The sequence below is a fragment of the Altererythrobacter sp. Root672 genome (genome assembly GCF_001427865.1).
GTDB lineage: Bacteria > Pseudomonadota > Alphaproteobacteria > Sphingomonadales > Sphingomonadaceae > Croceibacterium_A.
The window spans coordinates 485,467-498,838 of sequence record NZ_LMHH01000002.1 but is presented as its reverse complement, the minus strand read 5'-3'; the positions used below and the strand labels follow the sequence as shown (position 1 = coordinate 498,838).

Annotated in this window: 20 protein-coding genes; 9 read left to right on the top strand and 11 right to left on the bottom strand. The window is 63.9% G+C overall.

What is annotated here, in order from left to right:
• Positions 1–12: 12 nt before the first annotated feature.
• From ASD76_RS13670 to ASD76_RS13655, 4 genes are read left to right on the top strand one after another with little or no spacing between them, the layout of a single operon-like run.
• Positions 13–618, top strand: a complete 606-nt coding sequence (locus tag ASD76_RS13670) for a protein-L-isoaspartate O-methyltransferase family protein (RefSeq protein WP_055923970.1) — start codon at positions 13–15, stop codon at positions 616–618.
• A 7-nt stretch (positions 619–625) separates the two neighbouring features.
• Positions 626–2,074, top strand: a complete 1,449-nt coding sequence (locus ASD76_RS13665) for a TolC family outer membrane protein (RefSeq protein WP_055924327.1) — start codon at positions 626–628, stop codon at positions 2,072–2,074.
• A 10-nt stretch (positions 2,075–2,084) separates the two neighbouring features.
• The gene (locus tag ASD76_RS13660; RefSeq protein ID WP_055923967.1) at positions 2,085–2,555 is read left to right on the top strand and encodes a DUF2497 domain-containing protein; all 471 of its coding nucleotides are present in this window, start codon (positions 2,085–2,087) and stop codon (positions 2,553–2,555) included.
• A 40-nt stretch (positions 2,556–2,595) separates the two neighbouring features.
• Positions 2,596–2,970 carry a (2Fe-2S) ferredoxin domain-containing protein gene (locus ASD76_RS13655; protein ID WP_055923964.1) on the top strand — a complete coding sequence of 125 codons (375 nt, stop codon included), beginning with the start codon at positions 2,596–2,598 and terminating at the stop codon, positions 2,968–2,970.
• On the opposite strand, the gene ASD76_RS13650 is transcribed toward ASD76_RS13655, so the two are convergent.
• Entirely contained in the window at positions 2,946–3,251 is a 306-nt protein-coding gene (locus ASD76_RS13650) for a hypothetical protein (protein ID WP_055923961.1), read from the bottom strand. The genes ASD76_RS13655 and ASD76_RS13650 overlap by 25 nt on opposite strands.
• 106 nt (positions 3,252–3,357) lie before the next feature.
• Between ASD76_RS13650 and ASD76_RS13645 the strand changes: the two genes are divergently transcribed.
• Genes ASD76_RS13645 through xth form a run of 3 tightly spaced genes read left to right on the top strand, consistent with a single transcriptional unit; the run spans position 3,358 to position 4,931 of the window.
• Entirely contained in the window at positions 3,358–3,786 is a 429-nt protein-coding gene (locus ASD76_RS13645; protein ID WP_055923958.1) for a CBS domain-containing protein, read from the top strand.
• A gap of 31 nt (positions 3,787–3,817) precedes the next feature.
• Positions 3,818–4,147, top strand: coding sequence for an iron-sulfur cluster insertion protein ErpA (gene erpA / locus ASD76_RS13640; protein ID WP_055923955.1), 330 nt, complete (start codon positions 3,818–3,820; stop codon positions 4,145–4,147).
• 10 nt (positions 4,148–4,157) lie between these two features.
• Positions 4,158–4,931 (top strand): exodeoxyribonuclease III, encoded by a 774-nt coding sequence (xth, locus tag ASD76_RS13635; RefSeq protein WP_055923952.1) that lies wholly within the window; start codon positions 4,158–4,160, stop codon positions 4,929–4,931.
• 9 nt (positions 4,932–4,940) lie between these two features.
• Here xth and ASD76_RS13630 read toward each other — a convergent pair whose 3' ends face one another.
• From ASD76_RS13630 to ASD76_RS13585, 10 genes are all read right to left on the bottom strand, one after another.
• Positions 4,941–5,597 carry a cell wall hydrolase gene (locus ASD76_RS13630; protein WP_156457724.1) on the bottom strand — a complete coding sequence of 219 codons (657 nt, stop codon included), beginning with the start codon at positions 5,595–5,597 and terminating at the stop codon, positions 4,941–4,943.
• 196 nt (positions 5,598–5,793) lie between these two features.
• Complete coding sequence (locus tag ASD76_RS13625; protein WP_055923949.1) at positions 5,794–6,138, bottom strand: DUF1491 family protein; 345 nt, start codon at positions 6,136–6,138, stop codon at positions 5,794–5,796.
• 4 nt (positions 6,139–6,142) lie between these two features.
• Positions 6,143–6,637 (bottom strand): PaaI family thioesterase, encoded by a 495-nt coding sequence (locus tag ASD76_RS13620; protein ID WP_082553840.1) that lies wholly within the window; start codon positions 6,635–6,637, stop codon positions 6,143–6,145.
• A complete protein-coding gene (locus ASD76_RS13615) occupies positions 6,612–7,073 on the bottom strand; it encodes a PTS sugar transporter subunit IIA (protein WP_055923946.1) in 462 nt (153 codons plus the stop codon). Before ASD76_RS13615 ends, ASD76_RS13620 begins: the two co-directional genes overlap by 26 nt.
• A 129-nt stretch (positions 7,074–7,202) precedes the next feature.
• Positions 7,203–7,766 carry a ribosome hibernation-promoting factor, HPF/YfiA family gene (gene hpf, locus ASD76_RS13610; RefSeq protein ID WP_055923943.1) on the bottom strand — a complete coding sequence of 188 codons (564 nt, stop codon included), beginning with the start codon at positions 7,764–7,766 and terminating at the stop codon, positions 7,203–7,205.
• Between the two features lie 57 nt (positions 7,767–7,823).
• Positions 7,824–8,507 (bottom strand): DNA polymerase III subunit epsilon, encoded by a 684-nt coding sequence (dnaQ, locus tag ASD76_RS13605; protein ID WP_055923939.1) that lies wholly within the window; start codon positions 8,505–8,507, stop codon positions 7,824–7,826.
• A gap of 47 nt (positions 8,508–8,554) precedes the next feature.
• On the bottom strand, positions 8,555–9,145 hold the full coding sequence (gene coaE / locus ASD76_RS13600) for a dephospho-CoA kinase (protein WP_055923936.1): 591 nt from the start codon (positions 9,143–9,145) through the stop codon (positions 8,555–8,557).
• The gene (locus ASD76_RS13595; RefSeq protein WP_055923933.1) at positions 9,142–9,999 is read right to left on the bottom strand and encodes a shikimate dehydrogenase family protein; all 858 of its coding nucleotides are present in this window, start codon (positions 9,997–9,999) and stop codon (positions 9,142–9,144) included. The genes coaE and ASD76_RS13595 overlap by 4 nt, the downstream gene beginning before the upstream one ends.
• A complete protein-coding gene (locus tag ASD76_RS13590; protein WP_055923930.1) occupies positions 9,996–10,580 on the bottom strand; it encodes a Maf family protein in 585 nt (194 codons plus the stop codon). Before ASD76_RS13590 ends, ASD76_RS13595 begins: the two co-directional genes overlap by 4 nt.
• Positions 10,581–10,590: 10 nt before the next feature.
• Complete coding sequence (locus ASD76_RS13585) at positions 10,591–11,436, bottom strand: pyruvate, water dikinase regulatory protein (protein ID WP_055924318.1); 846 nt, start codon at positions 11,434–11,436, stop codon at positions 10,591–10,593.
• Positions 11,437–11,736: 300 nt separating this feature from the next.
• On the opposite strand from ASD76_RS13585, the gene hemE reads away from it, so the two are divergent.
• Both hemE and ASD76_RS13575 read left to right on the top strand, forming a co-directional pair.
• Positions 11,737–12,762, top strand: a complete 1,026-nt coding sequence (hemE, locus tag ASD76_RS13580; protein ID WP_055923927.1) for a uroporphyrinogen decarboxylase — start codon at positions 11,737–11,739, stop codon at positions 12,760–12,762.
• A 31-nt stretch (positions 12,763–12,793) separates the two neighbouring features.
• On the top strand, positions 12,794–13,237 hold the full coding sequence (locus ASD76_RS13575) for a CopD family protein (protein ID WP_055923924.1): 444 nt from the start codon (positions 12,794–12,796) through the stop codon (positions 13,235–13,237).
• Positions 13,238–13,372: the final 135 nt, after the last annotated feature.

Below are 13,372 nucleotides of genomic sequence, written 5' to 3'. Positions count from 1 at the left end.
TGGACACTTGACGTGACGATCGTGGAGGACCGGCCGCTAGCCGGACATGAGGCAGCCCGCCGGGCAATGGTCGAAAGCCAGCTGCGCACGAGCGGCGTCAACGCCGATTGGCTGCTGCGCCGCATGAGCGAGGTCGCCCGCGAACAGTTCGTACCGGCCGCCGCCAGCAGCTACGCCTATATCGACCGCGCCATCGCGATCGACGGCACCCACCACCTCGCCGCGCCTGTGGTTCAGGGCATGATGCTGCAGGAAGCGCAGCCTACCAAGGACGACAAGGTCCTGCTGGTCGATTGCGGCAGCGGTTACCTGGCAGAACTGGTGCGGCCGCTGGTCGGCTCGCTCGAAGTGCTTTCACCCAGCGAAGCCGTCGCCAAGGCTCGCAAGGCCGGCGATTTCACGCTCCTTCTCATCGACGGAGCGATCGAGCAGCTGCCCGACTCGCTGGTCGGCCGCCTTGCCGAAGGAGCCCGCGTTGTTACCGGACTGGTCCAGAACGGCATTTCCCGCCTCGCCATCGGCCGCAAGGCCGCAGGTGAAGTCGCGCTTTTCCCACTCGCCGAACTCGGCATCCCGTCCTTGCCGGAATTCGCGGCACCAAAGGGCTGGCGTTTCTGAGATGGGAATGAAGGCTTTACGCACCCTCCTGGCGGTCGGCGTCTGCTTCGCTGCGCTTCCCGCACAGGCGGAAACGCTCAAGGAAGCCTTGGCCAAGGCCTATGAGTCGAACCCCACGCTTGAGGCAGCGCGCGCCAACCAGCGCGCGACTGACGAGAATGTGCCGATCGAGCGCGCCGATTCGCTTCCCTCGCTGAGCGCCAACGGCGGCATCAACGAGTTCCCATACGACAGCAGCGACCTTGCCAGCGCCCAGCGCCAGGCAACCGCGGCGATTACCCTCGGCGTGCCGGTCTATGCCGGCGGTGGGGTCAAGAACGGCATCCGTGCGGCGGAGACCCGCGTGGTTGCGGGCCAGGCCGACTTGCGCGGTACCGAAAGCCAGGTCTTCAGCCAGGTCGTCGCCGCCTACATGGACGTGGTCCAGAACGAAGCGCTGGTCGGCCTGGCCTCCAACAACGTCCAGGTCCTCAACGTCAACCTCCAGGCGACGAGCGACCGTTTCGAGATCGGCGATCTCACTCGCACCGACGTCGCTCAATCGCAGTCGCGCCTGTCGCTGGCTCGCGGCGACCTGGAAGCCTCGCGCGCGAACCTGATCCGGGCGCGCGAAAATTACATCGCCTTGGTGGGCGAAGCTCCGAACGACCTGCAGCCCCCGCCGCCGCTGCCGGGCCTCCCGGCGGCTCCGGACGATGCGGTCGATATCGCGCTACAGAACAATCCGGACCTGCTCGCCGCGCAGGAACGCGCCAAGGCCGCTGGTTTGGATGTCCGTGTCGCCAGCGCCTCGCGTTTGCCGCGGGTGGATGTCAACGCCAACGGCAATTACGCCAATTACCTCAACTCTCTGCCCGAAGCGCTGCAGGACCTGACGCCGAACTCGAATAGCGGCGCCACCTTAGGCGTACGCGCCACGGTGCCGCTCTACCAGGGCGGTCGGCCGGCGGCGCTGCGCAGGCAGGCCCAGGCGCGTGAATCCGTCGCGCTTGAGAACATCGTGGCGACCGAGCGCGACCTGATTGCTCAGGTCCGCGCTGCCTATTCGAGCTGGCGCGCTGCGAACGAGATCATCGCGTCGAGCCAGACCGCGGTCGAAGCCGCTGCGCTCAGCCTCGAAGGCGTGCGGGCGGAAAACACCGTCGGCAACCGCACGATTCTCGACATCCTCGACGCGCAGCAGGAACACCTGCGGGCGCAGGTCCAACTCGTGACCGCGCGGCGCAACGCCTACGTCGCAGGGTTCACCCTGCTCGCCGCCATGGGCCGCGCCGAAGCGCGCGATCTGGGCCTCGACGAGCTGGGCATGCTCTACGATCCGGCAGTCAACTACGAGCGCGTCCGCCGTAACGCCTGGGATTGGAGCGACGATCCTGCGCCGGTGACTCAGTCGACCCGCACCGTTGACATCCCCGCGCAGGACGCGGAAATTCCGCCTCAGCAAGCGGTCGAATAACGGGGCAAGTATGCGGCACGAAGGCGAACCCTCGGTCGAAGAGATTCTGGCTTCCATCAAGAAGGTGATTGCGCGCGACAATCGCGAAGCCCTCCAGGCTGAGCGCCGTCGACGCGAGAACGCGGGCATTGCACTGACGCCGGCCCAACCCGGGGAAGCGTTCGAAGCCGAAGAGGAAATCCTCGAGCTCGGCGAAGCGGTCGAACTGGCCAGTCCTGCAAAGCCCAAAGGCCCGGAAGCCGATCGGCTGATGACGGAGGGCACCGCCCGTTCGATGCGTGAATCGCTCGAAGCGCTGGCGATGATTGCAGAGCCCGGTGTGCCGCCGCAAATCGTTCGTTCAGGGGAAACTTCGCTCGAAGGGCTTACCCGCGACTTGCTGCGGCCGATGCTGGCCGAATGGCTCGAACGCAATCTTCCCGAGATGGTCGAACGGCTGGTCAAGGCCGAGATCGCACGGATCGCCGGCAAGAAGGGCTGATTGCCCGTGCCGTTCAAGGCACGCCTCAATCGTTCTCAAGATGACTGACATCCCACCCGCCAACCTGGCCCAGGCCGAACGCGCCCTCGCGGCCATCGGTGGCGACGCCATCAAGCGCCAGATATTCCTGTGCGCGATGTCGGAGAAGCAGGCCTGCTGCCGGCGTGAAGTGGGCGAAGCCTCTTGGAACTATCTCAAGCGCCGGTTGCGCGAGTTGGGCCTGGTGGGGGCAGGGGGCGTTCAGCGGACCAAGGCCGACTGTCTGCAGATCTGCGAGGCGGGCCCGATCGCCGTCGTGTGGCCGGACGGCGTCTGGTACCATTCCTGCACCGAAGCGGTGCTCGAACGCGTGATCCAGGAACACCTGATCGGCGGCGTGCCCGTCGAAGACTACCGCTTGCGGCCGTCGGCCTGATCGCGGTCCTGCGCATCGGACACCGATTCATCGTGCCCGGTGCCGCTTGAAAGAAACACCAGCCCCATCAGCGCCGACATCAACAGCACGGCAAACCCCACACCGAGCGCCGTAGCTATGTACAGGTGAATCGAGGGCATGCCTGAGGTCAGGTAGACCCAGCCAAGTGCCACCACCACCACCACCAGGGTGAAGGCGAACATCCACTTCATCAACCGCTTGTACCGCGCCCAGGCATGGGCGGACAGGCCGGGATCGTCGAGCGGTGAACGTTTGGTCATGCAGATCACATGGTCCCTGGGACCCTGCTTGGCAACGCAGGACCTCCGCGATTTGGCCAAGCCCTTGTTTCATGTCATGTTACCCTTCCAAGAAGGGAGAGTCGCCATGACTATTGCCCGAGTGATCGCTGGACGGAACCAGCAGATCATCGATTGCTCGCCGGAGGAAACCGTGCGCACGGCGGCCGAGCGGCTGGCCGAACACCGGATCGGCGCCATGCCTGTGGTTACGGGCGGGCAGGTTGACGGGATCTTTTCGGAACGTGACCTGCTCTACTGCATAGCCAAGCACGGTGCCTCTGCGCTCGACCTCAAGGTGAGCGAGGTGATGACCGCGCCACCCATCGCGGCGGAACCTACGACTGACGTTCTCGACGCGCTCGAAGTCATGACCTTGCGCCGGATCCGTCACTTGCCAGTGCTCGACGGCGAACATCTGGCGGCCTTCATTTCGATCGGTGACTTGGTGAAATACCGCCTTGAGCTGGTCGAAAGCGAGGCCAACGCCATGCGCGATTACATTCGTACCGCTTGAGCCGGAGCGGGGGTGTCCCTACATGCCTGCCATGGCCCAGGCTCTCACTCTCACGCAAGCCGCCGCGAACCGCGTCGGCGCCATCGCTCGCAAGCAGGGCCGCGAGGCCATTCTGCGCCTGTCGGTGGAGGGTGGTGGCTGTTCCGGGTTCCAGTACAAGTTCGACCTGACCGACGAGGCCGAGGCCGAGGACATGATCAGCGAAACCGAAGGCGTGAAGCTGGTGGTTGACCCGATCAGCCTTGAGCTTGTGGCCGGCAGCGTGGTCGATTTCGTCGAATCGCTCGGTGGAGCGGCCTTCAAGGTCGAAAATCCTAACGCTGCCGCCGGTTGCGGTTGCGGTTCCAGTTTCGGAATCTAAAGTCCGCCCCGTGCGGATAGCCAGCTTCAACATCAACGGCGTTAAAGCGCGCCTGCCTCGTTTGCTCGAATGGCTGGAGGAAACTCGGCCTGCCGTCGCTTGTCTGCAGGAAGTGAAGAGCCAGGAAGAAGGCTTCCCCTTCGAAGAGTTCGAGAAGATCGGCTATCACGCGATCTGCCACGGCCAGAAGGGCTTCAATGGCGTGGCGATCCTGGCCGACGGGGTGGCACCGGTTGAAAGCGGACGCGGGCTTCCCGGCGATCCTGAGGACGAACAAGCCCGCTTCATCGAAGCGGATGTGCGCGGGGTGCGGGTGGTCAATCTCTACCTGCCTAACGGCAATCCGCAGCCGGGGCCCAAGTTCGATTACAAGATCGCCTGGATGGAACGCTTGCGCACTCGCCTTGGCGAGCTGCTCGAGAGCGAAATGCCGGTCGTGGTCGTGGGCGATTTCAACGTCATTCCCGAAGACAAGGACGTGTTCTCGGTGCGGGCCATGGCCAACGACGCGCTGATGCAGCCTGCTTCGCGCGATGCTTACGCGCGGCTCCTCAACGACGGTTGGACCGATGCGATCGACACGCTCAATCCGCGTGGCGGGGTGTGGACCTTTTGGGACTACCAGGCCGGCGCCTGGCAGCGCGATCACGGCTTCCGGATCGACCACCTGCTGCTTTCACCGCAAGCGGCGGACCGGATGACCGCGGCGGGCGTGGACAAGGCCTATCGCGGGCGCGAAAAGGCCAGCGACCACGCGCCGGTTTGGGTCGAGATCAGGGACTAAGCCCTTAAATCAGCGGTAAAAGATGTGCGTGTCGATGCGGGCAAGCTGCTGCTTGCGGTTGGCCCAGCCCGGACGAACGTAAGTGGCGTGGAAGAACATGGCGTTGTCGGCAACGCACTTCCACAGGCCCTGGTGAGCGATCTGGGCGACGGCCTTGGCCTTGCGCCACGCAGCGGAGCTCTCATCGGCCTGCGGGATGCGTCCGGCGCGCACGAACGAGAACTGGGCGCGCTGGGTGATGACCGAGCAGTAGTCGCTCGGGTAGAGGCCCGAGGTCGAGCGGTTGATGACCACTTTGGCCACCGCCAGCTGGCCGTCGAGCGGCTCTCCACGGGCTTCGAAATAAACGGCCTCGGCAAGGCACTTCATGTCGGCGGAAAGCTCGGCATCGATCGGCATGTCGCCGACGAGCTCCTGGAGCGAGGTGGCCTGGCGATAACGCGCAGCGGCCTCTTCACCGAATTCCTGAACGTCGAGCGGCTGATCCGCATCGCTCGCGACGAACCGCGGTTCGTCGGCCGCGGGCGCTTGCGCCACAACGGCAACTGCATCCTGGAGAGGAAGGCTACCTTCCTGGGCCCAGGCCCCCGTGCTGCCGGCGCCAAACATGGCAACAAAACCGGCTATGGCCGTGAGCATGGCTCCGGCCCCAAAAGTCTTCGACATTGAAAACAAAACTTAAGGCGGTGAGTGCCCCGACGCAGGCCCGTGGAATGCAATTACGAACGACCCGTAACCCCGCGATCCATCTGCAGCCTGCCGGCCACTCCCCGTCTGCGCGCTGGTTCGCACGGCATCATTGCCGTGCGCTAAACCGCCTACGCTGTGGGAAGTCGAGGGTCAGATAGCCAATCGCGCCACGTCAGCAACGTGCGGATCCCGCCAAAGCGATGAAGCGTTCTCCATCCGCGATGTCCAGTTCCACAATCCAGAGATCGCTGTCCTGCCGCTTCCGGCGGTCGCAATAATCCCAGAATTCCTGTGCGTTTTCAGGTTCTTGTGTGCGATTCAGCGTCCAGGCACGGGTGCCGTCGGGCTGGGGCATGCGTTCATATGCTTTAGCGGGGGAGCCGCGCGCGCAACAAACGACAAGCAAAGTACCGGCGTCGCGTTCGCCCTTGGCGATAACGGTAGCGAAGCCGCCCGCGGCCTCGACGGACCGAATCAATCCGGAAACTTCGATATGAGCGGGAAGCCGGCCCTCCATCGAATCACCTTTCGGCCCGATATCCGGGCAGGCTCGACAGCGGAATGTGCGATCGCATGAAGGTTCCGGTGCCGCGGCCGATCTCTTCGCCTTCGGCATCGATGAGGTGAGCGTCGGCGATGAACACCCGGCGTCGCCCGCTAACCCAGCGGCCCTCGGCGATCACTTCGCCGCCACGGACGGGCTTGGTGAAGAGCAGGTTGAAGCCGGTGGTCAGCAGGAAGCGGTCGGTGACCATCGAGTTCGCCGCGTAGAACGCCGCGTCGTCGAGCATCTTGAAGTAGATCGTGCCATGCGCCGCGCCGGCCGCATGGAAATGCCGCTCGTCGACGGTGAAGCGGATCCGCGAATGGCCTTCGCCCAGGATCTCCAACCGGGATTCGAACAGCCGGTTCACCGGCGCCGCAGCATAGAGGGATTCGAGCGCGCGATAGTGGACGTCGGCGCCGCTGGCTCCGGCTATGTCGGGCACGTCAGGCGGCGTCGCGGTCCGTGGCATTGGTCAACAAGCCATAGAGCGCTTCCTCGTCGGGCGCGTCACTCAGGGCTTCGTGAACCCGCTCGTCACGCATCAGGCGCGAGATCGCGGCGAGGGCGTGAAGGTGCGTCGCACCGCTGTTCTCGGGCGAGAGCAGGCCGATCACGAGATCGACGGGCAAGCCGTCGGCCGAAGCGAAATCCGCCGGGTGGCGCAGTTTCAGCAGTGCCGCCACCGGACGCGTGACGCCCGGAAAACGCGCATGCGGAATCGCCACGCCGCGGCCGAAGCCGGTGCTGCCCAGCTTTTCGCGCTCGTCGAGCTGCTCGAGCACCTGGCCAGCATCGAGCCCCCAACTGCGGGCAAAAACGTCGCTTAGCTGTTCGAGGATCGACTGCTTATCTGACGCATCGACGAAGGCGATCGCTTCGGGCTTGATCGAAAACAAGGGACTCATGTCTCGGCTTCTCTGGTTCACACTCTGATTCGCGCCGCTTCGCGCGGGTTTTTAGCCCGCGCGTATCCACTTGATTTCAAGAAGAAATAGGGCAGCGTCGTCGGCCTTTCCTTAGGTCATAGGCCGGGTTCAGGTGGGCTCGACCCAACCGATCGAACCATCATTCCGGCGGTACACCATATTATGTCGCCCCGTTCCAGCATTTTTGAAGAACAGTGCGTTGGTGTGTCTCAAATCGAGAAGCATGACCGCGTCGGAAACGCTGACTTCGGGTATATCAACTCGAGTTTCCGCGATGACCGGCGGCGCGTCCGTTATTTCCTCTGCTTCCGGTTCTTCAGCCGCAAAGACTGTGTAGGCAGCCTCTTCTGCCAGCGCCGCATGAGTGGCCTGCTCATGGCGGTCCTTGAGCCGACGCTTATAGCGGCGCAGCTGTTTTTCGACCTTTTCGGCCGCCTGGTCGAACGCCAGGTGAGCATCTTGTGCCTGGCCATGACTTTTGAGGATCAGGCCCTGATTGGCGTGGAGAACAATGTCACAGGCAAAAGCCCCGGCCGGGGCCTTTCCGAAGGTGACGGTCGATGAAAGTGCGCGATCGAAATACTTCTGACTGATCGCAACAAGTCGATCCGAAGCGTGATCCTGAAGAGCCGAGCCGGTATCCATCTGGTGACCGGACACTCGAATGTCCATGAGTGGGGAACTCCTACTGGTTTTCGTACCTAGCCGGACAATGAGGCGACTCTAGAATCAACCCGTCCAGCCCACTGAGTCAAACGATTCCAGAAAGGCTTTGTGCCGGGCGAGCTCTTCAGAACTCGCAGAATGGGGCCGCGCCGGACGGAATTCGCGTTGGCGCGGACGAAATGCAGTGACCTCGACCACGGCAGTTGCGACCTCTGCCGCCAAGGCCAGGCCGATCTGCCGGCCCCCGGTCAGCTCGACATAGACCTGAGCCAGAAGCTCGGCATCGAGCAGCGCCCCGTGGAGCACGCGGTGACTGCGGTCGACACCATAACGAGCGCAGAGCGCATCGAGCGAGTGCTTGGCTCCGGGATGACGGCGACGGGCGATCGCGAGCGTGTCGATCATCCGGTCCAGCCCCACGTCCGTGTGGCCGCACACGCTGAGCTCGTAGTTGAGGAAGCCGAAATCGAACTGCGCGTTGTGCGCGACCAGCGGCGCATCGCCGAGGAATTCGAGCAATTCGACGACATGTTCGCGGAAACGCGGCTTGTCGGCGAGGAACGAGTCCGACAGCCCGTGCACCTGCTCGGCCGCGAGAGGCATTGAGCGGTCCGGATTGAAGTAGGCGTGGAAGGTGCGGCCTGTCGGCACGCGGTTGACCAGCTCGATGCAGCCGATCTCCACCATCCTGTCACCGCTTTGGGGGTCGAGCCCGGTAGTTTCGGTGTCGAACACGATCTCGCGCATGCAGGACATATCGACTGCGGGCCTGCCGCTGACAAGGGCTGCGCGGATCAGCCGGCGAGCTTGTCCACCAGCCGGGCGACTGCGGCGCGGGTCTCCTCCAGCGAAAGCCCGGTGTCGATCACGTGATCCGTCCGCGCTCGTTTTTCGGCATCAGGCATTTGCAGCGAGAGGATGGTGGCGAAGCGTTCCGCCGTCATTCCCGGCCGCGCGAGAACGCGGGCACGTTGCACTTCTGGCGGAGCCGAGACGACGACCACGGCATCGACTTCCTCGACACCGCCTTTCTCGAACAACAGGGGGATATCGAACACCACCAGCCGCTCTCCAGCATGCTCGAGCAGGAATTCCTTGCGGGCTGCGCGGACCGCTGGATGGACGATCGCCTCGAGCCGGGCGAGGGCGGCAGGGTTGTCGAACACTTCCTTGCCGAGCGCCTCCCGGTCGATTCCCTGGGGACCGGTGGTCCCGGCGAAAGCGGCCTCGATCGGCGCCACAAGATCGCCACCAGGGCCTTGCAAGCGGCGCACAACGGCATCGGCGTCGAAGACCGGGACGCCCAGTTCTTCGAACATCGCCGCAACGGTCGATTTGCCCATCCCGATCGAGCCGGTGAGCCCGAGGATGACCGGCCGGGTCATGCGGCGAGCAAGGCTCGCAGTTCGCGATCGGCATCGCGCGGCGGAGATTCGCCAAAGAACTTCTCGAACGCCGCCGCAGCCTGGCCAATCAGCATCGAAAGGCCATCGACCGTGCGGAATCCAGCAGCCCTGGCTTGCTGGAGCAGCGGTGTGTCGGCGGGATGAGTCACGATGTCGTAGACCACGCTCCCCGGTGGGGCGTGACTGAAGTCGAAGGCCAGTGACGGCTGGCCAGCCATGCCGAGCGGGCTGGCATTGACGATCACATCGAAGCAGCCGACGCGGTCGTCGAACGCGAAGTCGGTCGGGTCGGCGAAATGGGCGATGTCGACCGCATGGTGCTCGCCACCGGGATCGAGCTCATCGAGCAAGGCCCGGGCCTTGTCCGGATCGCGCCCGGCGAGCACGATCACGAGATTCTCGGCCGCCAGCGCGGCGACAATTGCCCTGGCCGCGCCGCCGGTACCCAGCACTCGGGCCATGCGGAACAAGTGCTCGTTGGCGAGCAAGGGGCGCAGCGGTTCGAGGAATCCGGCAGCGTCGGTATTGTGCCCGGTCAGGGTGCCGTCGGCTTCATGGACGATGGTGTTCACCGCCCCGATCCGCTCTGCCAAGGGATCGAGCCGGTCGAGGTGGGGCATGACCGCCTGCTTGTGCGGCATGGTCACGTTGCACCCGCGCCAGGCAGGATCGGCGCGCCGCCCAGCGAGGTAGGGTCCGACTTCTTCGGAGCGCACCAGGTTCGCGCGATAGTCGGCATCAATACCGAGCTTGCCGAGCCAGAACCCATGGATCGCCGGTGACTTTGACTGGGCGATCGGATCGCCGATCACCTCAGCATAAGCCCGGGTCACGCAGGCAGTTCCGCCATCTCCCGCAAGGCGCCGAGGACCGGCAGGAGTGGCATGCCGAGAACGGTGAAGTGATCGCCCTCGATGCTTTCGAACAACTGCACGCCGAGCGCCTCGATGCGGAACACGCCGACGCACTGGCCGACTTCGGGCCATTCGGCCGTGAGATACTTGTCGATGAAGTCTTCGGACAGTTCGCGCACCTTGAGCGTCGCGACCGAGACATGGCGCCACACGATGACGCCGTTGATGGCCAGGGCCGCCGCCGAATGGAGCTGCATCGTCCGGCCGGAGAAGAACCGCAAATGCTCGGCCGCCTGTGCCCGGCTGGTCGGCTTGCTGAACCGCTGCCCGTCGACCGTGAGCACGGAATCGCTGCCCAGGACCGGCCGACCGCTTCCTTCGACCGACAGCGCCTTGGCTTCGGCCAGCGCCAGCGCAATCTCGTCCCCGCCGGCATTCTCCATGCCGGATTCGAGCGAACGCTCGTCGATGGCCGCGGGCCGGACTTCGAACTCGACGCCGGCGGCGCCAAGCATCGCCCTGCGCGACGCACTCTTCGAGGCGAGAACTATTCCAGTCATATCGACCCACTCATATCGGTTTTGTCCCGGCTCCGGCCATCCCGGCCCGCGCCCTGCGTTCGTTGAAAAGCTTGATCACGGCCGCTGCCGTCTCTTCAATCGAACGGCGAGTGACGTCAATCACCGGCCACCCATTATCGGCGAACATGCGCCGAGCAAATGCCACTTCGCGTTCGACCCGCTCTTCATCCACATACGCGGTCTCGGTCTTTTCGTTGAGCGAAAGCAGGCGATTGCGCCGGATTTCCACCAACCGCCGCGGGGCCGTGGTCAAGCCGACCACCATCGGATGCTGTAACTGGAACAGCGACGCGGGCGGCGGGCTTTCGACCACCAGCGGTATATTGGCGACCTTGAAGCCGCGATTGGCGAGATAGATGCTGGTCGGAGTCTTCGAGCTGCGCGACACCCCGGCAAGGACGATGTCGGCCTGTTCCCAGTCTTCCGCAGCGATCCCGTCGTCATGCGCGATGGTGAACTGGATCGCATCGACGCGGGCGAAATAGGCATCGTCCATCATATGCTGGCGGCCCGGTCGGCCCTTGGCCTCTTCACCAAGGCGATCCTCGAGCGCGGCGGTCACCGTGTCGAGCGGCGCGACATGCGGCAGGCCAAGCGCCCTGCACCGCTCTTCCAGTCGGCGGCGGGTATCGTCATTGACCAGGGTATAGAGCACCAGGCCAGGATGCGTGGACAGTTCCTCGACGATCCGATCGAGATGCTGCATCGAACGCACCATCGGCCAGAAATGGCGGATCACCTCGGCATCGTCGAATTGCGCCAGCGCCGCATTGGTGATCATCTCCAGCGTCTCGCCGGTCGAGTCCGAGAGGAGATGAAGATGGAGCAGGGTCATGTGGACAAGTCCCGGCATAAACCACGGGAGGGACTGCCGGACAAGTTCGGCAAAGAATTCCACCCCCATTACCCGCTGATTCGGACACGGTTGGGTCAACAGGCCGCAGGATCTATCGACAGGCTGGGGATAGCGTGGAGAACCAGAACTTGACGCGGACCTGTGCGGATTCGCCACTGCGCCAAACTCTGTTCAACTCGGGATAAATCGGGCAAGGGGCCGCCATCCCCGATATCCACAGGGCCAACAGAGTCCTGAATCCTATTTAAAAATATATATTTATTGGATTGGACCCTTTGAATGCCCGGTCTTCTGCTCGATACTCTGCGCGGACAATCAGGCTCCCAGCGGCCGGTTTGGCTCATGCGCCAGGCGGGGCGCTACTTGCCCGAATACCGGGCGCTCAGGGCTGAGAAGGGTGGTTTTCTTGAACTGGTCAACGACAGCGAGGCGGCTGCAGAAGTCACGATCCAGCCGATCCGTCGCTTCGGCTTCGACGGGGCGATCCTGTTTTCCGACATCCTGGTGATTCCGCATGCCCTGGGTCAGAACCTGGCGTTCCTGGCGGGCGAAGGTCCCCATCTCTCGCCGCGCTTGGTCGATGCCACGCTGGCTTCGCTGACGGCGGCGCCGGAGCGGCTCGACCCGATCTATCGCACCGTTCGGCTGGTGCGCGAGCAGCTTGGGCCGGAAACGACCTTGCTGGGCTTCGCTGGAAGCCCGTGGACGGTCGCTACGTACATGATCGCTGGTGAGGGGAGCCGGGACCAGCAGGCCTCGCGGACGCTGGCTTACCGGGATCCTGCGGCGCTCCAGGCGATCCTCGACGCGATCGTGGCGGCGAGCATCGAGTATCTCTCGGGGCAGATCGAAGCGGGTGCCGAGGCCGTGCAACTGTTCGATAGCTGGGCGGGCAGTCTTGCGCCGAGCGAGTTCGAACGCTGGGTCATTGCCCCCAACGCGGCCATCGTCACGGAGATTCATCGCCGCCATCCGGGCGTGCCGGTGATCGGCTTTCCGAAGGGTGCCGGCGAAAAGCTCCCAGCCTATGCCCGCGAGACTGGTGTCGATGCGCTTGGTCTCGATGAGACGATCGATCCGGTGTGGGCGGACAAGACCCTTCCGGCAAATCTGCCGGTGCAGGGTAATCTCGATCCGTTGCAATTGCTTGCCGGCGGTGACGGGCTGGATACTGCGGCAATCCGTGTGCTTGAAGCCTTCTCCGGCCGTCCGCATGTGTTCAACCTCGGCCACGGGATCGACAAGGAAACCCCGATCGCCCACGTCGAACGTCTGCTCTCCACCGTCCGCAACTGGCAGGGGTGACGGGCGGCGTTCCCGACAGTAGACCGAACCCATGCACGACCTGCTCGCAACCCTGTACTACTGGCTCAAGGCCGGCCACATCATCTTCGTGATCTTCTGGATGGCCGGGCTGTTCATGCTGCCCAGGCTGTTCGTCTACCACCAGGAAGCGGCGCCGGATTCGCCTGAGAACGCAGCGTGGATCGATCGCGAGCGCAAGCTGCTCAAGATCATCCTCATGCCCTCGATCGTCGTCGTGTGGGTTCTGGGCCTGCTGCTGGCCTATGCGACCGGGGCCTGGAGCCAGGGATGGTTCCACGCCAAGCTGCTACTGGTGCTCGGCCTGTCGGGCTATCATGGCTACCTGAGCGCTTACGCCGGCAAGCTGGCGCGTGGCGAGCGGACCCTGACCGGCAAACAGCTGCGCCTGCTCAACGAGGTGCCAGGCATCGCCGTGGCGCTGATCGTCGTCCTGGTGATCATCAAACCGTTCTGAGAAAACGACGAGCAGTTCATCTCGCTCGTTTCTATGAATTGACGCCTTCGCGGCGAACCCATATCTGTCTCCTCACCGGCTGAGGCCGCCGTTCCGAGCGGCCGGGTCTTGCTTTCTCCAAGCCCAAAACGACCT